The organism is Micromonospora sp. CPCC 205739 (assembly GCF_036906795.1).
Taxonomy (GTDB): Bacteria; Actinomycetota; Actinomycetes; order Mycobacteriales; family Micromonosporaceae; genus Micromonospora.
Map to the genome: position 1 here is coordinate 58,368 of NZ_JBAKHS010000006.1, position 25,337 is coordinate 83,704.

A 25,337-nucleotide genomic window follows, 5' to 3' on the forward strand; every position below is an offset into this window, starting at 1 on the left:
GGAGGCGGGAGGCGACGGTGACCGCTGGCGTCGCGGCGTTGTGGTCGCACCGCAACTCGCTGCGGATCCTGGTCAAGCGGGACCTCGCGGTGAAGTACCAGCAGTCCGTGCTCGGCTACTTCTGGTCGCTGATCGAGCCGCTGGGCATGGGGGCGATCTACTTTTTCGTCTTCGGGGTGCTCTACTCCGGCGACACCGAGCGGCACCTCGGGCAGGCCGCCGAGTCGTACCCGCTCTTCCTGGTCACCGGCATCTTCGCCTGGATGTGGACCAGCTCCGCGCTGAGCGAGGCGACCAACGCGCTGACCGGGCAGTCCCGCCTGATCACCACGATGAACGTGCCCCGGCAGGTCTTCCCGATCGGCCGGGTCACCGGCCGGTTCGCCGAGTACGCCGCCGGCCTGCCCATCCTCTTCGCCGTCGCCGCCGTCTACGCCGCGCACGGGAAGATCCACCCCGGCTGGTCGCTGCTCGCCCTGCCGCTCGCCGTGCTGGTCCAGGCGACCCTGCTGGTCGGGCTCTCGCTGCTGCTCTCGGCGGTCAACGTGCTGATGCGCGACGTCGAGCGCTTCATGCGGCTGATCATCCGGGTGCTCTTCTACGCGACGCCGATCATCTATCCGCTGAGCCTGGTCCGGGAGTCCGCCCTGCCGGGCTGGGTGAAGGTCGCCTACGAGCTCAACCCGCTGGTCGGCATCTTCCAGCTCCAGCACGCGATCTGGTACCCGGACGAGTTCCCCGACGCCCGGCTGCTCGCCACCACGGTCGCCGGCAGTCTGCTGGCGCTGGTGGCCGGCTGGTGGGCGTTCCGGCGGCTCGAACCCGCCGTGCTCAAGGAGCTGTGAGGTGGCGCCGATCATCGAGGCCGAGGGCCTCGGCATCCGGTTCGTCCGCAACCGCCGGCGGCAGCTGCGGCTGCGCGAGCTGTTCATCCACCGGGGCGGGCGCCGCGCCGCGTCCGGGCAGTTCTGGCCGCTGCGGGACGTCTCCTTCACCGTGGAGCCCGGCGAGACGGTCGGGGTGATCGGGCGCAACGGCACCGGCAAGAGCACCCTGCTGCGGCTGATCGCCGGGGTGCTCATCCCCGACGAGGGGCGGATCCGGGTGCGCGGCGACGTCGCGCCGCTGCTCGAACTCTCGGCCGGCTTCTCCAACGACCTCACCGGGCGGGAGAACCTCTACCTCGTCGGCGGCCTGCACGGGCTGTCGTCGGCGTACCTGAAGCGGCACTTCGACGACATCGTCGAGTTCGCGGGCGAGCAGGTGCAGCGGGCCATCGACACCTCGGTCCGGCACTACTCGTCCGGGATGAAGGTGCGGCTCGGGTTCGCCATCATCTCCCACCTGCCGCATCCGATCCTGCTGATGGACGAGGTGACCGCGGTGGGCGACGCGGAGTTCCGCAAGAAGTGCTATTCGACGATCGACCGACTGCTCGCGGAGGGGCGCACCTTGGTGCTGGTGTCACACAACGAGAAGGACCTGACCCGGTTCTGCCGTCGGGGGCTCTACCTCGACGGTGGGCGGCTGACCGTGGACGGCACGGTCGCCGAGGCGCTCGACGCGTACCACGCCGCGGTCCCGCGGTGACGCTCGCGATCGTGCTCGCCGCCGGTGCGCCGGCCGCGGGCCTGCCCACCGGCACCGGGGAGACCCTCGCCGACCGGCTGGCCGCCCAGTGGCGCCGGGCCGGGGCGGACGAGGTGCGCGCCGCCGCCGACCTGGACGAGCTGGCCGCCCTGGTGGACGTCGCCACCGGCCCGGTGATCGTCAGCGGAGCCGACCTGGTCGCGCACACCGCCGTACTCAAGCATCTGGCGACCAGCCCGGTCGGCCCGACGGTGGCCCTGGTGCTCACCGACCCGCCGGTGCCCGGCCGGACCGCCGTGCGCGAGGAGCGCGGGCAGGTGGTCGAGGCCGGGCCGGAGCCGGCCGACGCCACCGGCGTCTTCGGCGGCGCGCTGCGGGTCGGCGCGGAGGACCTGCCGGCCCTGGCGGCCGCCGCCCGCGCCGCCGCCGGTCGGGCCGCGGCCGGGTCCGCAGTGGACGGGCTCTTCGCCGCGCTCACCGCGCTCGGCACGCTGACCTTCGCCCACCGGGTACGCCTGCTCGTGGCGCACCGGGTCGGCGACGCCGCCGGGCTGCACGCCGCCGAGGCGGCGCTGGCGGGGGTGGACGAGGACAAGGCCGAGCTGCGGCTCTCGGTCAAGGAGCGGGACGACTTCTTCACCACCTACTTCGTCAGCACCTGGTCGCCGTACGTGACCAAGGCGGCGGCCCGGATCGGGCTCGGCCCGACCGCCGTGACCATGCTGTCGGTGCTCTTCGCGGTCGCCGCGGCGGTGCTCTTCGGCGTCGGCGGCCGGCCCGCGCTGATCACCGGGGCGGTGCTGCTCTACCTGGGCTTCGTGCTCGACTGCGTGGACGGCCAGCTGGCCCGCTACACCCGGCACTTCAGCGCCTGGGGCGGCTGGCTGGACACGATGGCCGACCGCGCGAAGGAGTACGTGGTCTACGCCGGACTCGGCTACGGCGCGACCCAGGCCGGCTTCCGGTACGGCTGGGCCCTGGCCATCGCCGCGATGACGCTGCAGACCGTGCGGCACATGACCGACACCTGGTACGGCGTGCTGCACGACGAGGCGGCCCGCCGGCCGAAGACGTCGGTGGGCGGGGGCGGCGGTGGCATCGGCGACCGGCTGAACGCCGCGTCGACCCGGGTGCAGGCCGACACCGGGTCGGTGTCGTACTGGCTGAAGCGGACGGTGGTCTTCCCGATCGGCGAGCGGTGGGCGCTGATCGCGCTGACCGTGGCGCTGTTCAGCCCGTTGGTCAGCCTGGTCGCGGTGCTGGTCTGGGGGACGCTGGCGTTCGCGTACACCGGGGCGCTGCGCACGCTGCGGGCGCGCTGGATGTGGGTGCCGGTGCTGGACACGGTCGACGCCACGCTGCACCGCGACGACGGTCCGCTGGCCGCGCGGCTGCCGGTGCTGCGCCCGATGGGTCCGCTGACGCTGGCGGTGCTGGCCGCGCTGGGCCCGGCGGCGCTGCTGGTCACGGCGCTGCTGACCGGTGACGGCGACGGGCTGCGCTGGTGGGTGCCGGTGGCGCTGCTGGTGCTGCTGGTCGCCGGGCTGGGTGCCGGGGCGGCGCACAACGGGCCGCTGGACTGGCTGGTGCCGGCCGCGCTGCGGGCCGGGGAGTACCTGTTCGCCATCGCCGCCGGGGTGGTCGGCGGCGCGCCCCCGTGGCTGATCTTCGGCTACGTCCTCGTGCTCACCCTGCACCACTACGACCTGACGGCCCGACTGGAGAAGCGGCAGGCGGCCCCGCCGCTGCACCGCTGGACGCTGGGCTGGGAGGGTCGGTCGGTGCTGCTGGCGCTGGCGACGATCGTCGGAAATGTGAGTATCGGTCTGGCTACACTCGGTACGTACCTTCTCGTGGGATTCGTGGCGAGCGTCGTCCTGGCCTGGGTCGTCCTGCCGGCCCGCGCCGCGCGGCCGACGGCGGTCCCGGTCGGAGGTGGTTCGCCGGGCTGACTGGAGGGGCGGCCGGGATGACGCTGATCAGCTTCGTCGTACCGGCCTTCCGGGTGCAGGGCTACCTGCGCGAATGCCTCGACTCGATCCTCGGCCAGCCCTTCGGCGACTTCGAGGTGATCGGCGTCGACGACGCCTCGCCGGACGCCAGCGGCGACATCCTCGACGAGTACGCCGCCCGTGACCCCCGGGTCCGGGCGCTCCGGCTGCCCCGCAACGTCGGGCTCGGTCCGGCCCGCAACGCCGGGCTGGACCGGGCCGTCGGGGAGTACGTCTGGTTCGTCGACGGCGACGACTGGCTCGCCGCGGACTGCCTGGCCGAGGTCGCCGACCGGCTGCGGACCACCCGCCCGGACGTGCTCGTGGTGGACCACGTGCGGACGCACTGGAACGACATCGCCACCCGCAGCGCCATGGCCGAGGTGTTCCCGGAGCCGCCCGGCGAGGCCAGCTTCCGGCTGCGCGAGCGGCCGGAGACCCTGCACCTGCTGCACACCGCCTGGAACCGGCTGGTCCGCCGGGAGTTCCTGGTCGAGCTGGGGCTCCGCTTCGCCCCGGGCTGGTACGAGGACGTCTCCTTCACCTATCCGGTGCTGCTGGCCGCCGAGCGGATCGGCGTGCTCGACCGGGTCTGCGTCAACTACCGGCAGCGGCGGGCCGGCGCGATCACCCGTACCCGGGGGGACCGGCACTTCGAGGTCTTCGCGCAGTGGCACCGGGTGTTCCAGTTGCTGGACCGCTGGGGTCCGGCGGTGGCCGAGCTGCGGCCGGCGGTCTTCGAGCGGATGGTCTGGCACCAGCTCACCGTGCTCGGCAACGGCGAACGGATCGCCCCCGCGTTGCGTCCGGCGTTCTTCGCCCAGATGACCGCCGACCACCGGCGCTTCCGGCCGCCCGAGGGCTACCCGGCCCCGGACGGGCTGGAGGGGCTCAAGCACCGGCTGGTCGCGGCGGGACGGTGGCGGACGTTCAGCGCGTTGCGCGCCGCGAACCTGGCCCGGGCGACGGCCCGCAGCAGCACCCGCCGGGCGCTGCCGGTGGCCCGGCGTACCGCCCGGCTGACCCGGGACGCGATGCTGCGCGAGTACTACCGGGCCGAGCTGCGCCGGCCGATCGACCCGAGCCTCGCCGTCTACGCCGCGTACTGGTACCGCGGGTACGCCTGCAACCCGGCGGCGGTGCACGCCGCCGCCCGCCGGCTGGCCCCGCAGGTCCGGGGGGTGTGGATCGTGCGGCGGGACCGGGTGGACAGCCTCCCGCCCGGCACCGAGTACGTCGTCGCCGGCACCCGGGCCTACTACCGGACGCTGGCCCGGGCGCGCTGGCTGGTCAACAACGTCAACTTCCCGGACTTCGTCCGCAAGCGACCCGGATCGGTGCACGTGCAGACCCACCACGGCACGCCGGTCAAGGTGATGGGGCTGGACCAGCAGCGCTTCCCGCTCGGGGCGGTGGGGATGGACTTCGCCGGGCTGCTGCGCCGGGTGGACCGCTGGGACTACAGCGTCACCTCGAACAGCTTCTCCACCCAGATGTGGGACCGGGCCTACCCGGCGTCGTACACCACCCTGGAGGTCGGCTACCCGCGCAACGACCGGCTGGTCACCGCCACCGCCGAGGAGGTCCTGGCGGTCCGCGACCGGCTCGGCCTCGGCCCGGACGAGCGGGTGGTGCTCTACGCGCCGACGCACCGCGAGCACCTGCCCCGGTACCGGCCGCCGTTCCACCCGGAGCAGCTGCTCGACGTGCTCGGGCCGTCCGGTCGGCTGCTGATCCGCAGCCACTACTTCCACGACCGGGACGGCCGGGCCCGGCGGCGTACCCGGGGCCGGGCGGTCGACGTCAGCGACCACGGCAGCGTGGAGGAGCTCTACCTCGCGGCGGACGTGCTGGTCACCGACTACTCGTCGGCGATGTTCGACTACGCCGTCCTGGACCGCCCGATCGTCGTGTACGCGCCGGACCGGGACGCGTACATGCTGGCCCGGGGCGTCTACTTCGACGTGACCGCCGAGCCGCCCGGCGCCGTCGCCCTCACCTTCGCCGAGCTGCTGGAGGTGTTCCGCTCCGGCGCGGTGACCGGGGCGGACGCGCAGCGGGCGCGGCAGCGGTTCCGGGCCCGGTTCTGCACGTTGGAAGACGGGCACGCCGCGGAGCGGGTGGTGCGCCGGGTCTTCCTCGACGATCCCGCGTGACGCGGTGTCCCGGCGCCCCGGGCCGCCGCCGGTAATAGGACTGTCACGACCTCAACATGGCACGTTTACCCGATGTGCTGATCGCATGATCCTGGTCACAGTCAAGCGGGGTTAGGCCGAGCTGGGGGAGGAGACGGTGACCACCGTCGCGCTCAAGGATGTCACCAAGGTGTTCCAGGACGGAACGCTCGCGGTCGACAGCGTCAATCTGGACGTCAACGACGGCGAGTTCATGGTGCTGCTCGGGCCGTCGGGCTGCGGAAAGTCCACGGTGCTGCGGATGGTCGCGGGCCTGGAGGACCCGAGCTCCGGCGCCGTGATGCTCGACGGTGAGGTCGCCAACGACCTGCCGCCACGCGAGCGGAAGATCGCCATGGTCTTCCAGGACTTCGCGCTCTATCCGCACATGACCGTCGGCGACAACATCGCCTTCCCGCTGCGACTGGCCGGTGTGGACCCGGCCCCGCGCGGCGAGCGGGTGCAGGACGTGGCGGGCGCGCTCGGCATCGGCGACGTCCTCGGCCGCAAGCCGAGCCAGCTCTCCGGCGGCCAGCGGCAACGGGTCGCGATGGGGCGGGCGATAGTGCGCCGGCCCGGGCTCTTCCTGATGGACGAGCCGCTCTCCAACCTCGACAGTGGGCTGCGCGCCGAGCTGCGCGCGGAGATCTCCGGGCTGACCCGCGAGCTGGGGGTCACCACCATCTACGTCACGCACGACCAGGCCGAGGCGCTGACCATGGCCGACCGGGTCGCCATCATGCGCAAGGGCGTGCTCCAGGACGTGGGCACGCCGACCCAGGTGTACGGCCGGCCGGCCACCCTCTACGTCGCGGCGTTCCTGGGCAGTCCCCGGATGAACCTGCTGGAGGCGTCGGTCTACGTCCACCTCGACCGGTACGTCACCCTCACCCTCGGCGAACAGGCGCTCTACCTGCCCTGGGACGACATCCGCAGCCGGGCGGTGGCGCACTACCACGGCGAGCGGATCGTGGTCGGGATGCGCGCCGAGGCGCTGACCCCGGTCGCCCCGGACACCCCGGGCGACGTGCTCCAGGGCCGGGTCCGCTACCTGGAGCACCACGGGCACGAGTCGCTGGCCTTCCTCGACATCGGCGCCACCGCCATCGTGGTGGACGAGATGGGCGCCGCGGCCGAGGACGCCCAGGCCGGGCAGCGCGGGCTGCGCCGCTTCGGGCAGGTCATGCAGCGGATCACCGGGCGCGCGGCCGACGCGGAGCCGATCTCCGCCCCGGTCGGCGGCGGCAACCGGACCAGCGTGCTCCCCGACCCGGGGCGCCACCACCGCCGCCCCGCCGAGCTGGCGGTACGCCTCGCCCCGTACCCGGCGATCTCGGCGGGCCACCCGATGTCGGTCTCCGTACGGATGGACGCCCTGCACTTCTTCGACGAGCGCGGCGACCGGATCGACGTCGGGTGGCGCTGAGCCGGTCGGGGCCGGCGGGGCTGCGCGCCACCACATCGATGCCCTACGGTCAGCGCACCTGATTCCACTGCACCGTTTCCAGAGAGGGGCCCGCCGTGTCGGGTGACCGTCCGAGCCCGCTCGTGATCGAGCGGATCCTGCGTGATCGGCAGGGCATCTGGCAGCAGATCGTCGCCGACGACGACCTGAACGCGCTGACCGGCCGGATGCTGGCCAGTTCCGCCGTCGCGCTGGCCTGCTACGGGGCGGTGCTCGGCGCGTTCCACGGCGTGCTGATGGCGATGACCTCGGCGGTGAAGCTGCCGTTGCTCTTCCTCGTCACGCTGGCCATCTGCCTGCCCACGCTCTACCTGTTCAACCTGGTCTTCGGGGCCCGCCTGTCGGTGCGCCAGTCGCTGGCGCTGGTGATGGTGGCGATCACGGTCACCTCGATGCTGGCGGTGGCGTTCGCCCCGATCAGCCTCTTCTTCCTGATCACGGCACCGGACTACGGCTTCTTCAAGCTGCTCAACGTGGCGATCCTGACGCTGTCGGCGGTGGTCGGGCTGCGCTTCCTCACCGGCGGGATGCAGGTGCTCAACGCGCACGGCCTGCTCGCCCCGGCCGCCGCCGCGACGCCGGCCACCGCCGCCGCGCCGGCCGCGCAGGCGGTCCCGGCGGCCGCGACGCCGGCCGTGCCCGCCCAGGCGGTGCCCGCCGAGGCGGTCGCGGAGCCGGTCGCCGTGGGCGCGAGCGCCAACGGCGCGGTCGCGGGCGCGGCGGGTGCGAACGGCACCGCCACCCCGCCGGCCGCCGAGGCGCAGCCCGCCACTGCCGCGCAGCCGGTCAACCCCGTGCCGGCGCAGCCGGTGGCCGTCGCACCGGCGCAGCCGGTCGTGCTGGCCGGTCACCCCGTGACGGCGTTCCCGCCGGGGGCGGTCCCGCAGGGTTACGCCGGGGCGGTCCGGCCGTGGGCCACGCCGCCGGTGCGGCGCGGCGAGCCGGAGCAGCGCCCGGCGAGCATGACCCTGCTGTACGTCTGGATCCTGCTCTTCGGTTTCGTCGGCACCCAGCTCGCCTGGACCCTGCGCCCGTTCGTCGGCAGCCCGGGTCAGGACTTCGCGCTGTTCCGCAGCATCGAGGGCAACTTCTACGCGGAGATCCTGCGCACCATCGGCAACCTGTTCTGACCACCGCCGCCGAGGGCGACGCCCTCGGCGCGACCGGATGATGTCCGCACGAGCCTCATGCCTGACAGACATGTTCATGCCTGTCAGGCATGACGCTTTCCGGGGGACCGCCACCCGCGCGGTGACGTGTGGCGCGGCCGTGACCCTGAAATTGCTGGTCGGTGGTGGCTTGCCGGAGAAGTTACCGGCTAGTAACGTCGGGGCATGTCCATCGACTCGCGCCAGGTGGCGGCCGGAATGCTCCAGGCCGTGCCGTTCGCCCGTACGCTCGGCTTCGAGTTCGTCGAGGTCGCCCCGGAGGCCCACGGCGGAGTGCGGGCCGTGGTCCGGCTGCCCGACACGCCGGCCACCCACAACCACGTCGGCGGCCCGCACGCCGGAGCCATGTTCACCCTCGGCGAGACCGCGTCCGGGACGGTGGTGATGGCCGCCTTCGGTCACCTGCTCGACCGGGCGGTGCCGCTCGCCGTCCGGGCCGACATCGCGTACCGGAAGCTGGCGATGGGGCCGGTGCTGGCCACCGCCCGGCTGGGCCGTACCCCGGCCGAGGTGGTCGCCGAGCTCGACGCCGGGCAGCGCCCGGAATTCGAAGTCGAGGTCGAGATCGGCACCGAGGACGGCACCGTCACCGGCACGATGACCGTGGTCTGGACGCTGCGCCCCAACCGCTGACGGCACCGGCACCTGGCGAAACGGGTTTGTCCGGGCGGTGGGCTGGATAGATTCGTACCGTGCTGGGCCTACCTGCTCACGTGTCCGCCTGTCTCTTCGATCTGGACGGTGTGCTGACGCAGACCGCCAAGGTGCACAACGCCGCCTGGAAGCAGACCTTCGACGCGTTCCTGGCGCGCCGGGCGGCGGCCACCGGTGAGCCGTTCCGGCCGTTCGACCCCGGGCCGGACTACAACCGGTACGTGGACGGCCGGCCCCGGGCCGACGGGGTCCGCACCTTCCTCGCCTCCCGGGGCGTGGTGCTGCCGGAGGGCAGCCCCGACGACCCGCCCGACGCGGACACCGTCAACGGCGTCGGCAACCGCAAGAACGTGGTGCTGCTGGAGCGGATCCACCACGACGGTGTCGAGGTGTACCCGGGCTCGGTGGCGTACCTGCGGGCGGCCGTCGCGGCCGGGATGCGCCGCGCGGTGGTCTCGGCCAGCGCGAACTGCCGCGACGTGGTCGCCTCGGCCGGCCTGGAACCGCTGCTGGAGGCGCGGGTCGACGGCCTGGTCGCGCGGGCCGAGGGGCTGCGCGGCAAGCCCCACCCGGACACCTTCCTGGCGGGCGCGAAGCTGCTCGGGGTCGACCCGGCCAACGCCGCCGTCTTCGAGGACGCCCTCGCCGGGGTGGCCGCCGGGCGGGCCGGCGGCTTCGGGTACGTGGTCGGGGTCGACCGGGTCGGCCAGGCCGACGAGTTACGCGCCCACGGTGCCGACATCGTGGTCACCGACCTCTCCGATCTGCTGAAGGGAGCGGCGGCATGATCCGCGAACGCGCCTATCCGGTCGAGCCCTGGCACGTCCGGGAGACCCGGCTCGACATGGACGTGCTGGCCCAGTCCGAGTCGGTCTTCGCGCTCTCCAACGGGCACGTCGGGATGCGCGGCAACCTCGACGAGGGGGAACCGCACGGCCTGCCCGGCACCTACCTCAACTCCTTCTACGAGCTGCGCCCCCTGCCGTACGCGGAGGCGGGCTTCGGCTTCCCCGAGTCCGGGCAGACCGTCGTCAACGTCACCAACGGCAAGCTGATCCGGCTGCTGGTCGACGACGAGCCGCTCGACGTCCGCTACGGCGAGCTGCTGAGCCACGAGCGGATCCTCGACCTGCGCGCCGGCACCCTGCACCGGGACCTGCACTGGCGGTCCCCGGCCGGACGGGAGGTCAAGGTCCGCAGCACCCGGCTGGTCTCCTTCACCCAGCGGGCGGTCGCCGCGATCCACTACGAGGTGGAGGCGGTGGACGGGCCGCTGCGGCTCATCCTTCAGTCCGAGCTGGTCGCCAACGAGACCCTGCCGGCGCAGAGCGGCGACCCTCGGGTGGCCGCCGTGCTGGAGTCCCCGTTGCAGGCCGAGGAGGAGCTGACCACCGACGACGGCGGGCTGCTCATCCACCGCACCAAGGTCAGCGGCCTGCGGGTGGCCGCCGAGATGGGCCACGACGTGTCCGCCCCGGGCAAGGCCACCGTCGAGTCCGAGGGCTACGAGGACTGGGTACGGACCACCGTCGGGTGCGTGCTCAAGCCCGGCGAGACGCTGCGGGTGGTCAAGTACGTCACGTACGGCTGGTCGAGCCGGCGGTCGCTGCCGGCGATGCGCGACCAGGTCGGCGCGGCGCTGGCCGCCGCCCGGCTGGACGGCTGGGAGGGCCTGCGCCGGGAGCAGCGGGAGTACCTCGACGAGTTCTGGGACGCCGCCGACGTGCGGGTCGAGGGCGACCCGGAGGTGCAGCAGGCCGTCCGGTTCGGGCTGTTCCACGTCCTGCAGGCCGGTGCGCGGGCGGAGCGGCGACCCATCGCCGCCAAGGGCCTGACCGGTCCGGGGTACGACGGGCACGCGTTCTGGGACACCGAGATGTTCGTGCTGCCGGTGCTCACCTACACCCAGCCGTCCGCGGTCCGGGACGCCCTGTACTGGCGGCACGCGACGCTGGGACAGGCCCAGGAGCGGGCCCGGACCCTGAACCTCCAGGGTGCCGCGTTCCCCTGGCGGACCATCGAGGGTCCGGAGTCCTCGGCGTACTGGCCGGCCGGCACCGCCGCCTTCCACATCGCCGCCGACGTGGCCGACGCGCTGCGCCGCTACCTGCTGGTCACCGACGACGACGCGCTGGAACAGGAGATCGGCCTGGAGCTGCTGGTGGAGACCGCCCGGCTCTGGCGCTCGCTGGGCCACCACGACCGCATGGGCCGGTTCCACATCGACGGGGTGACCGGGCCGGACGAGTACACCGCGGTCAAGGACGACAACATCTACACCAACCTGATGGCGCAGCGAAACCTGCTCACCGCCGCGGACTGCGCGATGCGCTTCCGGGACGAGGCGATCGACCTCGGGGTCACCGAGGAGGAGGCGGCGCAGTGGCGGGACGCGGCGAACGCCATGTACATCCCGTACGACGAGGGGCTCAAGGTCCACCAGCAGGTGGAGGGCTTCACCCGGTCGCAGGAGTGGGACTTCGAGCACACCCCGGGGGAGAAGTACCCGCTGCTGCTGAACTACCCGTACTTCGACCTGTACCGCAAGCAGGTGGTCAAGCAGGCCGACCTGGTGCTGGCCATGCACTGGCGGGGTGACGCCTTCACCGCCGAGGAGAAGCTGCGCAACTTCCTCTACTACGAGCGGCGTACCGTCCGGGACTCCTCGCTGTCGGCCTGCACCCAGGCGGTGATGGCGGCCGAGGTCGGGCACCCGGAGCTGGCCCACCGCTACCTGCGCGAGGCCGCGCTGATGGACCTGCACGACCTCAACGAGAACACCCGCGACGGGGTGCACATGGCCTCGCTGGCCGGCGCCTGGATCGCGCTGGTCGCGGGCTTCGGCGGGCTGCGTGACCACGACGGGAACCTGTCGTTCTCGCCGCGCCTGTCCAGTCGGCTCAGCCGGCTGGAGTTCTCGTTGCAGTGGCGCGGGATGCGACTGCGGGTGGACGTCCGGCCGCACCAGACGACCTACTCGCTGCGCAACGGCGGGCCGGGCACGGTCGTGGAGCTGCACCACCACGGCGAGAAGATCAACGTGACCAGCTCCGTGCCGGTCACGGTCCCGGTGCCGACCCCCGATCCGCCCGGCCCGGCCCCGGAGCAGCCCCCGGGTCGCGCCCCGCTGTTGCACCTGCCGGAGGACGAGGGCTGACGGAAACCGGGCCCGGGGTTCGCGGCGCCGCCGCGGACCCCGGGCCCGGAAGGGTCAGAACTGGCGGCCGTTGGAGGGACGGCCTCCCGCATCGCGCGGGGCCATCGCCGCCGGGTCGTCGGCCGTGCGCGCCCGCGCCGCCTTGTCCGCCCAGTCCTCACTGCGTTCGGCGTCCTGTTCGCGGCGTTCTTCCTCGGCGGTCCGGGTCTGCTGCCGGGACTTCTGCTCAGCCATGGCGATCCTCGCGATCCGTCGGGGCGCCGGCTCGCCGGCACCGTCGTGCGGTCACCCTGCGGCTTCCCGACGGCATGGGCGGCAAACCCGGCCCCCACCGGGGCCCGCTCCCGCTTGGGTCCGGATTGCGCGGGTATGACCGCCGGGCCGGTGCGGATCCGGCGGTACGGAGGGTGGAGATGCGGACAGGTGACAACCAGGTGACCATCGCGGTGGCCGACGCCGGGCTCCCGGCCGACGTGTCCGTGCCCGAGGGGGCGAACGGTGTGGTGCTCTTCGCGCACGGCAGCGGCAGTTCCCGGCACAGCCCACGCAACGTGGCGGTCGCCGGGGTGCTGCAGGATCGGGGACTCGCCACCGTCCTGGTCGACCTGCTCACGCCGGAGGAGGACGCGGTCGACGCCCGTACCGCCGAGCTGCGCTTCGACATCGGGCTGCTCGCCGGGCGGCTGGCCGGCATCGTCGACTGGCTGGGCGCCGAGCCCCAGCTGGGTCGGCTGCCGGTGGGCCTGTTCGGGGCGAGCACCGGCGCGGCGGCGGCGCTGGTCGCCGCGGCGCAGCGGCCGGAGCGGGTGGCGGCCGTGGTCTCCCGCGGCGGGCGGCCGGACCTGGCCGGCCCCGCGCTCTCCGGGGTACGCGCACCGACGCTGATGCTGGTCGGCGGCCTGGACGAGCAGGTGATCACGCTCAACGAGCAGGCCGCCGCGGCGCTCACCGCCCCGCAGGAACTGCGGATCGTGCCCGGCGCCACCCACCTCTTCGAGGAGCCCGGCGCGTTGGAGCAGGTGGCCGATGCGGCGGCCGACTGGTTCGCCGCCCACCTCCACGTCCCCGCCTGACCCACGGCCCCGCCCCGCACGCGCCCGGTTGGGCCGGGGCGGGGGTGCGGGTCAGGCGGGGGTAGCTGGAGGGGTGGGGCGGGTGGCGGCGAGTCGTTCGCGGTGGCGCTGGACGGTGTCGACCACCCGGTAGGTGACGGCGGCGATCGGCACCGAGACGAAGGCGCCCGCGATCCCGGCGATCAGCGTGCCCGCGGTGACCACCACCAGGATCACCGCCGGGTGCAGCCGGACCTGCCGCTTCATGATCAGCGGCTCCAGCAGGTTGCCCTCGATCTGCTGGACGGCGATCACCGCGGCCAGCACGAGCAGTGCCGTCGTCGGGCCCTTGGCGGCCAGCGCCACGAGTACGGCGACCGCGCCGGCGACCGTCGCGCCGATGATCGGTACGAAGCCGCCGAGGAAGGTGATCAGCGCCAGCGGCAGGGCGAGCGGCACCCGGAGCACCACCAGCGACAGCCCGATGCCGATCGCGTCGATCGCCGCAATGATCATCGTGCCCCGGCTGTACGCGCTGAGCGTCCGCCACCCGGCCCGACCGGCCTCGGCGGTCACTTCGCGGTTCGGGCCGGTGGTCCGGCGCAGCACCCACTGCCACATCGACCGGCCGTCCTTGAGCAGGAAGAAGAGCAGCACCAGGGCGAGCAGGGTGGAGCCGGCCACCTCGGCGGCCGTCCGGGCCCCGCCGATCGGGTCGAAGCCGCCGCCGAGGCCGGAGCGGACCTGCTGGATGAGCCGGTCCAGCTGCGCGTCGCTCACCGGCAGGGTGGAGGTGACGAAGTCCCGGCTGCGCTGGACGCCCTCGCCCAACTCCTCGCTGAGCGCGCCGAACTGGGCGGCGGTCAGGTTCCACACCACCACGCCGACGCCGACCAGGATGCCGAGCAGCAGCAGGAGCGACAGCAGCGCCGCCGGGGCGGCCGGCACCCGCAACCGGCGCAGGCGCAGCAGCACCGGGTCGAGCAGCGCGGCGAGGAAGAGCGTCACCGCCAGGGCGATCGCCAGCGGCGCCAGCAGCACCGCCACCCGGCCCAGCAGGTAGAGCGCGACCACCACGACCACCAGGCAGGCGCCCCACACCACCGCCGCGCGGACCAGCCAGGGCAGCGCCCCCCAGGCCTGCCGTGGTTCGGGGCGGGCGCCCGCCGCCGTCATTTCGGGCGTATGCCCGTCACCGTCCTCGACCACGTCGGTCCTCCTCGGTCTCGGCGGGATCGATACCCGTACCGGGGCGCTCCGACACCCATCGTGGATCAACGCCGTCGCGGGCGTGGGGGTTCCGCTCAGGACAGTCCCGGCCAGGCCGCCAGGTAGCCGCCGCCGGCGGTGGACTGCACCGGCCGGGTGCGGTGGAACGGACCCTTGTCCACCCGGGCCGCGACCGCCGCCACCCCGGAGCCGGCCACGCCGCGGACCGCGCCGGCGCCGCCGTTGGTGAAGACGACCCAGGTGGTACGCCGTTTCAGGTCGGCCGAGAGCACCAGCAGCCAGGCGTCCCCGCCGGCGTACGCGGCGAGGCGGTGCCCGCCCAGGGTGATCCGCCCCCGGTCGGCGATCTGGTACGCGGACACGCCGCCCGCTTACACCCGGCCGCGTTCGTCGGCGGTCACCGCGTACGGGGTGATGGTGTTGCCCTTGTCGCCCTTGGTGTCGATCCGGGCGAGCAGGTGCTGGCCGGCGAGCTGCCGGCCGCTCGCCGGGTCGAAGCGGGCCAGGTAGGTCTGCTGTGCGTTGGTGGTGTTGAACGGCTGGGTGAACTTGTCGGTCGCCACGTTCGGCGCGGGCCGGTCCACGTCGGCCGCCGAGCGCCCGAAGACGCTGTTCCCGCCGTCGGTAACCCCGGCCAGGTAGAGCTTTCCGTCGCGGCCGAGCGCCACCCGTTCGACCCGGCTGTCCGCGCAGCGGTCGCCCAGCCGCTCGGCGGGATGGTCGTACGCCCGCCAGCGCAGCTTCCCCCGCCGGTCGTACGCGTGCAGGTACGGGATCTGCACGGGCACGCACGGGCCGGCGGCCACCTGCCGGTAGCCGCCGACGAAGACCAGGCCGGTGCGGTCGTCGACGGCCACGTCAGCGACCTTGCGGCCGTCGGGGCGGATGGTGGCCAGCGTCGCGCCCCGCGGGTCGTACACCCGGACCGCCCCGCCCACGACGGCGGCGACGGTGCCGGTGGAGCCGACCGCGACCCGGCTGGCCGCCCCCGGGCCCTGCCAGCGCACGGCGCTCGCGTCCGGGGCGAGCAGCAGGACGCCCCGGCCGGTGGCGACGGCGATCTCCCCGCCCTCGCGCCGCACCTCCAGGTCCTCGACCGTCCCGGCGAGGCGGGTGACCCCGAGCAGCCGGCGACCGGTGCCGTCCAGGCGCAGCACGGCGCCGGTGCCGCGGCCGAGCGTGGTGGTGGCGGTGCCGCGCACGTCGGTGAACCGGCCGCCCACCACGATCTCGCAGTTCGGCGCGACGTCCACCGCGTTGGCAACGTCGGTGCCGGCCCGGCCGAGGTACGACGCCGAGGTCGGGTCGAGGGCGCTGCTGGAGCGGAGTGTCGGGCCGGGACGGGGGCAGTCGGCGGGCGCGGCGCCGGTGGCCGCCGACGCGGCGGCTGCCGGCGGTACGGCTGTCGCGGTGGCCGGCGGGGTCGACGGGTCGCTCCAGCGGGCCGGCGCGGCCGCGTCGTCCGTGCCGCAGCCGGCGGCGAGCGCCAGGGTCAGCAGGGCGGCGGTCAGCGGCGTCCCGAGGTGGCGTCGGTGCACGGCTCGTACCCCTTCCGGAGGAGTCGCCGCGATCCTACGGCGGTGTTTGCGCCCGGGACGCGAGGGAACGCAGAGGGTACCGAGCGAGGAGGACCGTCGTGAGTGACTTCATGGACAAGGCCAAGGACATGGCCGACAAGCACGACAAGCAGGTCGACCAGGGCCTGGAGAAGGCCGGCGAGACCGCCGACCAGCGCACCGGTGGCAAGTACGACGAGCAGACCGACAAGGCCGTCGACATGGCGCAGGCGCGTACTGGTGAGGGCGACCAGGGTCGCTGACCTCGCCTTTTCGCTGCCGGATCACCCGCTGGGTGGTCCGGCAGCGGCGTATCCGGGTGGCCCGCGCTCTGGTCAGCATCGACCGGGCTCGCTACGATCCGCAGTCGTGGCATGACTCACCGTGGAGTCGTGCGGAGCGGACGGCCCCGCCCGGCGCGGCGGGCCGCGGACCAGAGGGAGCCACCCCCGGTGACCGAGACTGCCCAGCCGACCATCCCGCAGCCCTACCCGTTCAGCGACCCCCACCGGCTCGACGTCGACCCCCGCTACGCCCGGCTGCGTCAGGAGCAGCCGTTGACCCGGATCCGGATGCCGTTCGGCGAGCCCGCCTGGCTGGCCACCCGGCACGCCGACGTGCGGACCGTGCTCGGTGACCCCCGCTTCAGCCGGGCCGCCTCCGTCGGCCGCGACGAGCCCCGCAACAGTCCACGGCAGGCCGACACGGGCATCCTCCAGATGGACCCGCCGGAACACACCCGGCTGCGCCGGCTGGTCGCGAAGGCGTTCACCGCCCGCCGGGTGGAGGAGCTGCGCCCGCGCACCCGGTCGGTCGCCGAGGAGCTGGTCGGCGCCATGGTCGCCGCCGGGCCGCCGGCCGACCTCGTCGCCCACCTGGCCACCCCGTTGCCGATCCGGGTCATCTGCGACCTGCTCGGGGTGCCCGTCACCGACCAGGACCGCTTCCACACCTGGTCGGAGGCGATCGTCTCGACCACGTCCCTGCCGCCGGAGGTGGCCGAGAGCTACGTCGAGCAGCTGCTGGGGTACATGGCCGGGCTGATCGCCCAGCGGCGGACCGCGCCGACCGACGACCTGATCGGCGCGATGGTCCGGGCGCGCGACGAGCACGCCGACCGGCTCAGCGAGGAGGAGGTGGCGCGGCTGGCCGCCGGCCTGCTCGCCGCCGGCCACGAGACCACCGTGACCCAGATCCCCAACATGGTGTACGTCCTGCTGACCGAGCCGGACGGCTGGGACCGGCTCCGTGCCGACCCCGCCCTGGTGCCGACGGCGGTCGAGGAGCTGATGCGCTTCATCCCGCTCGGCGCGACCGCCGCCTTCCCCCGGTACGCCCTGGAGGACGTCGAACTCGGCGGCGAACTGGTCCGGGCCGGTGAGCCGGTGGTGGTGTCGATCCATTCGGCCAACCGGGACGAGCGGGTCTTCGCCGACCCGGACCGGTTGGACCTGGCCCGGGAGGCCAATCCGCACGTGGGGTTCGGGCACGGCGTGCACCACTGCGTCGGGGCGCAACTGGCCCGGATGGAGCTCCAGGTGGTGCTGGAGACCCTGCTGCGGCGTACCCCGGGGCTGCGGCTCGCGGTGCCGGAGTCGGAGCTGACGTGGAAGAGCGGCCTGCTGGTCCGGGGCCTGACCGCGATGCCGGTGTCCTGGTGAGCGCCGAGCGGGCGGTGACGGCCGGACGGTGGCGCCGGTGAGCGCCGGCGGCGCGGCGGGCGACGCCGCCCGCTGGCGGGTCTTCGTCGATCCCACCCGCTGCATCGGGTCGGGGATCTGCGCGGGCGCGGCGCCCACCCACTTCCTGCTGGTGGACGGGCTCTCCCGCCCGCTGGCCGAACGGATCGCCCCGGCGGATCAGGTGCTGGACGCCGCCGAGTCGTGCCCGATGGAGGCGATCATCGTGTCCGACGTGGAGGGAAGCCGGATCGCGCCCGAGCCGTGAGCCGGGTGCGGGGGCGCGCCCGGGTGGCCGGCAGCGTCAGCCACCCGGGCGAACGCCCGGTCACCAGCCCGGGTAGCGCACGCCGTTGACGTTCACCCGCAGCGTGTAGAGCGAGCTGGAGGCGCAGAGGTAGAGGTGGTTGCGCTTCGGGCCGGCGAAGGTGAAGTTGGCGACCACCTCCGGCATGTGCAGCTTGCCGAGGAGGGTGCCGTCCGGATCGAAGCAGTGCAGGCCGTCGTGCGCGGCCACCCAGACCCGGCCGGCCTCGTCCAGCCGTACGCCGTCGAAGGAGCCGGCGTCGCAGGTGGCGAAGACCTCCCCGCCGGTCAGCGTGCCGTCGTCGCGGACGGCGAAGCGGCGCAGGTGCTTGTGTCGGGTGTCGACGACGTACAGGGTGGACTCGTCGGCGCTGAAGGCCAGGCCGTTGGGTTGCCCGAAGTCGTCGGCGACCAGCCGTACCTCGCCGCTGTCCGGGTCGACCCGGTAGACGTGGTTGCCGCCGATCTCCGACTCGACCCGGTTGCCCTCGTAGTCGCTGTCGATGCCGTAGCTCGGGTCGGTGAACCAGATCGACCCGTCGGAGTGCTCGACCACGTCGTTCGGGCTGTTCAGCCGCTTGCCGCGCCACCGGTCGGCCAGCACGGTGTCGGAGCCGTCCGGCTCGGTGCGGGTGACCCGGCGGTTGCCCTGCTCGCAGCTGAGCAGCCGGCCACGCCGGTCGACGCTGTGCCCGTTGGCGTAACCGGCGCTGTGCCGGAAGACGCCCACCGCACCGGTGGTCTCGTCCCAGCGCAGCACCCGGTCGTTGGGGATGTCGCTGAAGAGCAGGTACCGCCCGGCGGGGAACCAGGCCGGCCCCTCCAGCCACCGCCCGCCGGTCCACAGGCACTCCACCCACTCGTCGCCGTTTACCCGCCGGAACCGCTCGTCACACACCTCGAAGCGGGTCCTGAACCTGTCCACCGTCTGCCACCCCCTGTGATTGCGTTCGGCAGGACGCTAACATGACCGAACCAGAGTCGGTCAGCTCATTATCCGGCCGGATGCGATTCAAGGAGGCTCGGTGGACGACATCGACCGCGAGTTGCTGGCGGCCCTGCAACGGGACGCCACCCAGTCGTACGCCGCGCTCGCCGCGACGGTCGGGCTCTCCACCGGTGCCGCGCACGAACGGGTCCGCAAGCTGCGGGAGCAGGGGGTCATCCGGCGTACGACGGTGGACGTCGACCCGGCCGCGGTGGGCCGGGGCGTGCTGGCCTTCGTGATGGTCGAGGCGAACGCCTGGATGGGGGACCGGCCCACCCACGAGGCGCTGGCCGCCCTGCCCGAGGTGGAGGAGGCGCACGTGGTGGCCGGCCCCGCCTCGGTGCTCGTGAAGATCCGCGTCGGCACCCCGGAACAGCTCCAGGCCACCCTTCGTCGGCTGTTCGGAGTCGAGGGGGTCACCGGCACCCGGACCATCGTCGTGCTGGAGACGTTCTTCGAACGTCCCCTCGATCCCCGCCCGCCGACGGCCGTCCCCTGAACGACGCGACGGCCAGACCCAGGTGGGCGTGGCCGTCGCGAGACGATCGGGTCAGTGCTGCTTCTCGCGCAGGTCCGCCATCGAGGTCGGCCGGCCGCTGAGCGCGTCGCGCATCCGGTCCACCAGACCGGCACCGGGAGCGAGCAGCTTGTTCGCCGGCGGACGGTCCGGGGCGGCCGGGTGCGGGCGGGTCGGCGCGGACTTCTTCGCGGCCTGCACCTTGCCGGCCAGCTCGACCAGTTCCTCGTGCGCCACCGCGGCCCGCAGGCGCGGGAAGAGGTCGGCCTCCTCGTCCTCGATGTGGTGCCGGATCGTGCTGGTCAGGTGGGCGAGCAGTTGGTCGAAGCGGGGGTCCGAGGGGTCGACCGACTCCAGGTCTTTCATGGTCCGCTCGGCGTCGGCGTGCTCGGAGATCTCGTGGTCGGCGACCCGGTCGCCGTCCGGCAACATCTTGCGGGCGGTCGGGTAGACGTACGCCTCCTCGGCGATGGAGTGCCGGACCAGCTCGGCGATGACCACGTCGGCGAGCTGACGGCGGTGCTCCGGCGTGCCCTGCCGGGTCTCCAGCTCGACGAAGATCGACTCGACCTCGCGGTGGTCGGAGATCAGCACGTCCACGACGTCCTGGTGGCTCTTCTCGTGATGGCTCATCTGGTGCCCCTTACCGGTTGCGGACGGTCGGTTGTGGGGCTGGTACCCCTTTGCCGCCGACCGAATCTCCTCCGGCGGATCCGGTACGCAGCGCCCGTTGTCGCGTCGGCACCGTCGGCGTACGCTTCTCCCCGGCCCGCCCTCACGGTTACCAGTGAGGAGCAGTCATGCCCTTGAACCGCCTGCTGACCATCGGGGTCAGCGCGGGCGCGGCGGTCGTGCTGAGCGTGCCGGCGGTCGCCGCACCGGCCTCCGCCAGCCCCTCCCACCACCGCGCCGGTGGCAGTCTGGTGCTGGTCGGCGGTGGTCTCGCCGACGACAACGCCACCATCTACGGCGACATCGTCCGGCTGGCCGGCGGCACCGGCAAGGCCCGGATCGGTATCTTCACCGCCGCCGCCCCGGTGCCCTCCGAGGACCCGGACGCCGACACCCCGGACTGCAACAACAGTGTCTGCAACGGCGACTACTACGCGAAGCTGTTCACCTCCTACGGCGCGGCCGACGCGCAGTGGATTCCGATCGACCTGGACCACCCGGAGGCCGCCGACGACCCGGCGGTGGCGAAGCAGATCGACTTGATGACCGGCTTCTTCTTCGGCGGCGGTGACCAGTACCGCTACATCACCACGATGACCCGGGGTACCGCCCAGCGGGACTCGGCGGCCCTGGCCGCCGTGCGGCGCAAGCTGCGCTCGGGCGCGGTCGTCGCGGGGACCAGCGCGGGCGCGCAGATCATGGCCGGCAAGGACATGATCACCGGCGGCTCCACCGAGCCGGGCCTGCGGGACGGCGCGAAGCCCGGCTACTTCGACGACCCGGGCGTCCTGGGCTACCTGCCCAAGGGCGGCTTCGGCTTCTTCACCGAGGGGCTGCTGGACACCCACTTCTCCCGCCGGGGCCGGGAGGCCCGCTCGATCCGGCTCGCCGCCGACACCGGCAACGACCGGGTGTTCGGGTTGGACGAGAACACCGCGCTGGAGGTGACCGGGGTCGGGGGCCGGCACCAGTCGCTGCGGGTGATCGGCCAGCGCGGGGTCAGCGTGCTGGACCTGCGCCGGGCGCGGGTCACCAGCACCGGCGGCGTGTGGGGCGTCGAGGGCGTCCGGTGGAGTCGGCTCACCGAGGGTGACCGCTACCGGGCCGAGCGCTGGCAGCCGGTGATCGCGGCGGGCAAGGAGAAGGTGACCCCGGCCGCCGGGCCGTGCACCGTGCCGCCGTCGGACGACGTCTTCTACGACTACGCCCTGGTCGGGCTGGCCGAGGGCCTGGTGAACCAGGCGGGCTGCACCTCGACCTCCGGCACCTCGTACGAGAAGGATCCGCAGTTCGCCGCCGAGGTGACCCGGGGACGTGGCTTCGCCGGCTACCGGGCCGGGTCGACGGCCTCCTTCGTCAACGCGGTGATCGGGATCCGCCCCGCCTGACGCTCCGGGCCGGTCCGGCCGGCCAACCGTAGGTCACTGCGAGCGTGACGACTCCGAGGCGTTCTGATACCTCGGGGTCGTCACGCTCGTTCCGTTGCGCGGCACCGGACAGGCCTGGCGGGGACGTCATCTGGATGTAACAGAAGTTACTTATTGAGCAATGAACTTAATGGATGTAACTTCTGTTTCATCGATCCGTGGCCCCTCGGAGGTGCCCATGTCCCCTTCCCGCAACCCCCGCCGACTGTCGGTGGTGGCCGCCGCCGCCGTCCTGATCACCCTGGCCCCGATCGGCGTGACCGCCGCCCAGGCCCAGGTCACCCGGATTCGCCAGGGCAGCAGCGCGGACGTCAGCCGGACCGCTTGGTCCGGCCCGGCGTACACGATGAACGGCTCCGGCGGCATCGTCACCGCCACCATGAACCAGGCCATCAACGCCATCCGCGGCGGCACCGGCTCCATCGACGTGGTGGTCGTCGCCGGTTCGGGCACCACCACCCCGGAGTGTGACGTCATCACCGGCCTGACCGGGGTGAACTCCTGCACCACGCTGACCCTCACCGCCGCCCGCGACGGCGACAACGCGCAGGTCAACACCGACATCCGCAACGCCGAGTTCGTCTACTTCGCCGGCGGCGACCAGTGCCGGTACGTGGCCTGGAAGGGCACCGCGCTGGAGGCGTCCGTCGAGTCGGTGGTGGCCAAGGGCGGCGGCGTCGGCGGCGGCAGCGCCGGGCACCACGTCAACAGCGACATCGTGTACGACGCCTGCGCGGCGAGCACCACCTCGGCGATCGCCCTCGACGACCCGTACGACCGGTCGCTGACCTTCACCACCGGCATGTTCCGCTGGCCGAACTACGCGAACACCATCAACGACTCGCACTTCGTCACCCGGGACCGGATGGGTCGCACGATGGCCTTCGTGGCCCGGGCGATCAAGGACGGCCGGACCAGTGGTGGCAAGGCGTGGGGCGTCGGGGTCGAGGAGGGCGCCTCGCTCTTCATCGACCGCAACGGGCTGGCCACGCTGAGCGGGCCGAGCGCGTACGTCGTCCTCGGCGACCACCAGCCGGAGGTCGCGGTCTCCGGCCAGCCGCTGACCTACTCCAACTTCAAGATCTGGAAGCTGACCAGCGGCCAGACCTACGACTTCGCCAACCGCCCCACCTGCGGGTACTACCTCAAGAGCGTGAACGCCGGCGTGCCGAGCAGCAGCCTCTACAGCGGTACCCCGGTCACCAACTGCTCGACCACCCCGCCCCCGTCGGGCGGGAGCAGCTTCAGCGAGGCGGAGCCGAACGACTCGCGCAGCGCCGCCAACGACGTCTCCGGCAACACCTACCCGCTGACCGTCACGGGCGACATGAAGAGCTCCACCGACCGGGACTACTACGCGCTGACCCTGAACAGCCAGCAGACCCTGTCGGTGAGCTGCGCGGTGCCGACCGCGTACGACGCCGACATCTACCTGCTCGACTCGGCCGGCAGCACGGTGACCCGCTCGGTCGAGGACGGCGCGGGCACCGACGAGTCGGCCAGCCTGACCCGCAGCGCCTCCGGCAGCGCGACGTACTACCTCGACGTGGAGGCGTACTCCGGCTCGGGTACCGCCGACTACACCTGCACCGTCACCAAGTCCTGACACCTTCCCCCCTCGGGCGCGGAGCGGGCGAGGCCCGCTCCGCGCCCGGCTACGCTCTGCGCGTGTCGAACCCAGATGAAGAGCCGCACGGCGTCGGCGTCGCCGCGCTGATCCGGCAGCGGCTCGGCGAGTGCAGCCCCGCCGAGCGCCGGGTGGCCCGGGCGCTGCTCGCCTCGTATCCCGCCGCCGGCCTGGGCACCGTCGCCTCGCTCGCCGAGCGTGCCGAGGTGAGCGCGCCGACCGTGCTGCGCTTCCTGGCCCGGCTCGGCTTCGGCGGGTACCCGGAGTTCCAGCGGGCGTTGCGGGAGGAGCTGGCCGAGCGGGAGACCTCGCCGCTGTCGGCGTACCGGGCGGCGGAACGCACCGGCGCGCCGCCGGAGGGGGCGCTGCCGCGCGCCGCGGCCAGCCTGCCGGAGGCCGTCGCGGGCACCCTGGCCGAGCTGCCGCAGGGCGAGCTGGACGCGGCGGTCCGCCTCTTCGCCGACCAGCAGCTGCGGGTCACCGCGGTCGGCGGGCGCTTCTCCGGGCTGCTCGCCCACTATCTGGTGCTGCACCTGATGCAGGTGCGCGGCGGCAGCCGCCTGCTCCCGGGCACGCCGGTCGAGCGCACCGACATGCTGGTCGACGTGGGGCGCAAGGACCTCTTCGCGCTCTTCGACTTCCGCCGGTACGAGGAGCCGACCCTGGCGCTGGCCCGGGAGGTGACCGCGCGGGGCGCCAAGGTGGTGCTCTTCACCGACCGTTGGCTCTCGCCGGTGGCGGGCCTGGCGGAGGTGGTGCTGCCCAGCCGGGTGGAGTCGCCGTCGCCGTACGACAGCTTCGTGCCCGCGTTGGCGCTGGTGGAGACCGTGGTCGCGGCCGTGATCGACCGGCTCGGACCGGTGGCCGGCTCGCGGCTCAAGGCGATGGAGGCGGCCCAGCAGACGTTCGGGGGCGGCTGACCGGCGTTACAGAAAATTGTAACCCCACCGAAATCGTAACGTGCGTTACAGTCCGGGGGCTGGTTCGTTCTGGCCCCCGGAAGGACACCTCATGCGCATCCGTCAACTCGCCATGGTCGGCGCGACCACGGCCCTCCTTGCCGCCACCGCCGCCTGTGGCGGCACCAGCACCACCGCCGCCGGCTCCGGTGGCGAGGTCACCAAGGTCTCGGTGACCATCGAGGGCGTCGGCGCGGTCGACACCGACTCCGCCCTGGCCAAGAAGGTCCCCGCCGACCTGCGCGGCAAGGGCACGATCACGGTGGCGACCAACGCCCCGTACCAGCCCTTCATCGACTTCAAGGTCGAGGGCAAGAACGACGAGTTCAAGGGCCTCGACTACGACCTCTTCCAGGCCGCCTCCGCCCGGCTCGGGCTGAAGGCCACCTTCAGCCAGCAGCCCTTCGACGGCCTCGTCCCCGGCCTCCAGGCCGGCAAGTACGACGCCATCGCCGGCGGCATCACCGACAAGAAGGAGCGCCAGCAGGTCGCCACCTTCGTCGACTACTCCGCCTCCGGCACCGGCTTCCTCGTCAAGACCGGCAACCCGCTCGCGGTGAAGAGCGTGGCCAACCTCTGCGGTCGCAAGGTGGCCGTGCAGAAGGCCAGCAACCAGGCCAAGAACCTGGCCAACTACACCAAGGACAGCTGCCCCGCCGGCAAGGCCATCGAGGTCAAGGAGTACCCGGAGAACCCGCAGGCGGTGCAGGCCCTGATCGCCGGCAACGTCGAGGTGGTGGCCGCCACCAAGGTCAACCTGGTGGACACCGCCGCCACGCTCACCGGCAAGGCCGAGCTGGTCGAGGACTCCAGCGCGCCCAACGGCTGGCTCGCCAGCCCGAACGGGTTCGGCTTCCTCAAGGCCAAGAAGGAGCTGGCCGAGGCGTACCGGGCGGCCGTGCAGTCCCTGATCGACGACGGCACCTACGGCAAGATCCTCGCCCAGTGGAAGCAGACCCCGATCGCGATCAAGCAGGCCACGATCGACCAGGCCATCGACTGACCCTGGCGGACCACCACCCCCACCGACCGCGGTCGCCGGGCGCCCTTTCGAATCCGTGAGGGCGGGCCCGGAAGTGGCGCCCGGCGACCGCCGCACCATCGCCTGATCGGGAGGCACCGCA

24 protein-coding genes are annotated in these 25,337 nt (G+C 73.1%); 18 read left to right on the plus strand and 6 right to left on the minus strand.

Going from position 1 to position 25,337, the window contains the following annotated elements:
* The first annotated feature begins 17 nt into the window (after window positions 1–17).
* The 9 genes from V6U88_RS11905 (at window position 18) to V6U88_RS11945 (ending at window position 12,200) form a co-directional block, all read left to right on the plus strand.
* Complete coding sequence (locus tag V6U88_RS11905) at window positions 18–845, plus strand: ABC transporter permease (RefSeq protein ID WP_334452442.1); 828 nt, start codon at window positions 18–20, stop codon at window positions 843–845.
* Between the two features lies 1 nt (window position 846).
* Window positions 847–1,590, plus strand: a complete 744-nt coding sequence (locus V6U88_RS11910) for an ABC transporter ATP-binding protein (protein WP_334452443.1) — start codon at window positions 847–849, stop codon at window positions 1,588–1,590.
* Window positions 1,587–3,542 carry a DUF5941 domain-containing protein gene (locus tag V6U88_RS11915; RefSeq protein WP_442934617.1) on the plus strand — a complete coding sequence of 652 codons (1,956 nt, stop codon included), beginning with the start codon at window positions 1,587–1,589 and terminating at the stop codon, window positions 3,540–3,542. Before V6U88_RS11910 ends, V6U88_RS11915 begins: the two co-directional genes overlap by 4 nt.
* A gap of 17 nt (window positions 3,543–3,559) precedes the next feature.
* The gene (locus V6U88_RS11920; protein WP_334452444.1) at window positions 3,560–5,737 is read left to right on the plus strand and encodes a bifunctional glycosyltransferase/CDP-glycerol:glycerophosphate glycerophosphotransferase; all 2,178 of its coding nucleotides are present in this window, start codon (window positions 3,560–3,562) and stop codon (window positions 5,735–5,737) included.
* A gap of 136 nt (window positions 5,738–5,873) precedes the next feature.
* Window positions 5,874–7,181: an ABC transporter ATP-binding protein gene (locus V6U88_RS11925; protein WP_334452446.1), complete on the plus strand. Its 1,308-nt coding sequence runs from the start codon at window positions 5,874–5,876 to the stop codon at window positions 7,179–7,181.
* A gap of 95 nt (window positions 7,182–7,276) precedes the next feature.
* Window positions 7,277–8,350, plus strand: a complete 1,074-nt coding sequence (locus V6U88_RS11930) for a hypothetical protein (protein WP_334452447.1) — start codon at window positions 7,277–7,279, stop codon at window positions 8,348–8,350.
* 204 nt (window positions 8,351–8,554) lie between these two features.
* Window positions 8,555–9,022, plus strand: a complete 468-nt coding sequence (locus V6U88_RS11935; RefSeq protein WP_334452448.1) for a DUF4442 domain-containing protein — start codon at window positions 8,555–8,557, stop codon at window positions 9,020–9,022.
* A gap of 59 nt (window positions 9,023–9,081) precedes the next feature.
* Complete coding sequence (locus tag V6U88_RS11940; protein WP_334452449.1) at window positions 9,082–9,831, plus strand: beta-phosphoglucomutase family hydrolase; 750 nt, start codon at window positions 9,082–9,084, stop codon at window positions 9,829–9,831.
* Entirely contained in the window at window positions 9,828–12,200 is a 2,373-nt protein-coding gene (locus V6U88_RS11945; RefSeq protein ID WP_334452450.1) for a glycoside hydrolase family 65 protein, read from the plus strand. Before V6U88_RS11940 ends, V6U88_RS11945 begins: the two co-directional genes overlap by 4 nt.
* Before the next feature lie 54 nt (window positions 12,201–12,254).
* Here the strand turns inward: V6U88_RS11945 and V6U88_RS11950 are convergent, their stop codons facing one another.
* On the minus strand, window positions 12,255–12,434 hold the full coding sequence (locus V6U88_RS11950; RefSeq protein ID WP_334452451.1) for a hypothetical protein: 180 nt from the start codon (window positions 12,432–12,434) through the stop codon (window positions 12,255–12,257).
* 179 nt (window positions 12,435–12,613) lie between these two features.
* On the opposite strand from V6U88_RS11950, the gene V6U88_RS11955 reads away from it, so the two are divergent.
* Window positions 12,614–13,273: a dienelactone hydrolase family protein gene (locus V6U88_RS11955; protein WP_334452452.1), complete on the plus strand. Its 660-nt coding sequence runs from the start codon at window positions 12,614–12,616 to the stop codon at window positions 13,271–13,273.
* A gap of 51 nt (window positions 13,274–13,324) precedes the next feature.
* Here the strand turns inward: V6U88_RS11955 and V6U88_RS11960 are convergent, their stop codons facing one another.
* The 3 genes from V6U88_RS11960 to V6U88_RS11970 form a co-directional block, all read right to left on the minus strand.
* Entirely contained in the window at window positions 13,325–14,461 is a 1,137-nt protein-coding gene (locus V6U88_RS11960; RefSeq protein ID WP_334452454.1) for an AI-2E family transporter, read from the minus strand.
* Between the two features lie 95 nt (window positions 14,462–14,556).
* The gene (locus tag V6U88_RS11965; RefSeq protein WP_334452456.1) at window positions 14,557–14,844 is read right to left on the minus strand and encodes a hypothetical protein; all 288 of its coding nucleotides are present in this window, start codon (window positions 14,842–14,844) and stop codon (window positions 14,557–14,559) included.
* Window positions 14,845–14,853: 9 nt separating this feature from the next.
* Entirely contained in the window at window positions 14,854–16,020 is a 1,167-nt protein-coding gene (locus V6U88_RS11970; protein WP_334452457.1) for a hypothetical protein, read from the minus strand.
* 110 nt (window positions 16,021–16,130) lie between these two features.
* Between V6U88_RS11970 and V6U88_RS11975 the strand changes: the two genes are divergently transcribed.
* The 3 genes from V6U88_RS11975 to V6U88_RS11985 all read left to right on the plus strand — a co-directional run bounded on the left by V6U88_RS11975 (window position 16,131) and on the right by V6U88_RS11985 (window position 17,985).
* Entirely contained in the window at window positions 16,131–16,301 is a 171-nt protein-coding gene (locus tag V6U88_RS11975) for an antitoxin (protein WP_442934619.1), read from the plus strand.
* A gap of 189 nt (window positions 16,302–16,490) precedes the next feature.
* Window positions 16,491–17,699, plus strand: coding sequence for a cytochrome P450 (locus V6U88_RS11980; RefSeq protein ID WP_334452460.1), 1,209 nt, complete (start codon window positions 16,491–16,493; stop codon window positions 17,697–17,699).
* Between the two features lie 37 nt (window positions 17,700–17,736).
* A complete protein-coding gene (locus V6U88_RS11985; RefSeq protein WP_334452462.1) occupies window positions 17,737–17,985 on the plus strand; it encodes a ferredoxin in 249 nt (82 codons plus the stop codon).
* Window positions 17,986–18,045: 60 nt separating this feature from the next.
* On the opposite strand, the gene V6U88_RS11990 is transcribed toward V6U88_RS11985, so the two are convergent.
* Entirely contained in the window at window positions 18,046–18,948 is a 903-nt protein-coding gene (locus V6U88_RS11990) for an SMP-30/gluconolactonase/LRE family protein (RefSeq protein WP_334452464.1), read from the minus strand.
* A gap of 100 nt (window positions 18,949–19,048) precedes the next feature.
* On the opposite strand from V6U88_RS11990, the gene V6U88_RS11995 reads away from it, so the two are divergent.
* Window positions 19,049–19,510 (plus strand): Lrp/AsnC family transcriptional regulator, encoded by a 462-nt coding sequence (locus tag V6U88_RS11995; RefSeq protein WP_334452466.1) that lies wholly within the window; start codon window positions 19,049–19,051, stop codon window positions 19,508–19,510.
* 51 nt (window positions 19,511–19,561) lie between these two features.
* On the opposite strand, the gene V6U88_RS12000 is transcribed toward V6U88_RS11995, so the two are convergent.
* The gene (locus V6U88_RS12000) at window positions 19,562–20,161 is read right to left on the minus strand and encodes a hemerythrin domain-containing protein (RefSeq protein WP_334452467.1); all 600 of its coding nucleotides are present in this window, start codon (window positions 20,159–20,161) and stop codon (window positions 19,562–19,564) included.
* Window positions 20,162–20,328: 167 nt separating this feature from the next.
* Between V6U88_RS12000 and V6U88_RS12005 the strand changes: the two genes are divergently transcribed.
* The 4 genes from V6U88_RS12005 (at window position 20,329) to V6U88_RS12020 (ending at window position 25,216) form a co-directional block, all read left to right on the plus strand.
* Complete coding sequence (locus V6U88_RS12005; protein WP_334452468.1) at window positions 20,329–21,588, plus strand: cyanophycinase; 1,260 nt, start codon at window positions 20,329–20,331, stop codon at window positions 21,586–21,588.
* A 217-nt stretch (window positions 21,589–21,805) separates the two neighbouring features.
* Window positions 21,806–23,233: a hypothetical protein gene (locus V6U88_RS12010; protein WP_334452469.1), complete on the plus strand. Its 1,428-nt coding sequence runs from the start codon at window positions 21,806–21,808 to the stop codon at window positions 23,231–23,233.
* 62 nt (window positions 23,234–23,295) lie between these two features.
* Window positions 23,296–24,174 carry a MurR/RpiR family transcriptional regulator gene (locus V6U88_RS12015; protein ID WP_334452470.1) on the plus strand — a complete coding sequence of 293 codons (879 nt, stop codon included), beginning with the start codon at window positions 23,296–23,298 and terminating at the stop codon, window positions 24,172–24,174.
* 91 nt (window positions 24,175–24,265) lie between these two features.
* Window positions 24,266–25,216, plus strand: coding sequence for a transporter substrate-binding domain-containing protein (locus tag V6U88_RS12020; RefSeq protein WP_334452471.1), 951 nt, complete (start codon window positions 24,266–24,268; stop codon window positions 25,214–25,216).
* The last annotated feature ends 121 nt before the right edge of the window (window positions 25,217–25,337 follow it).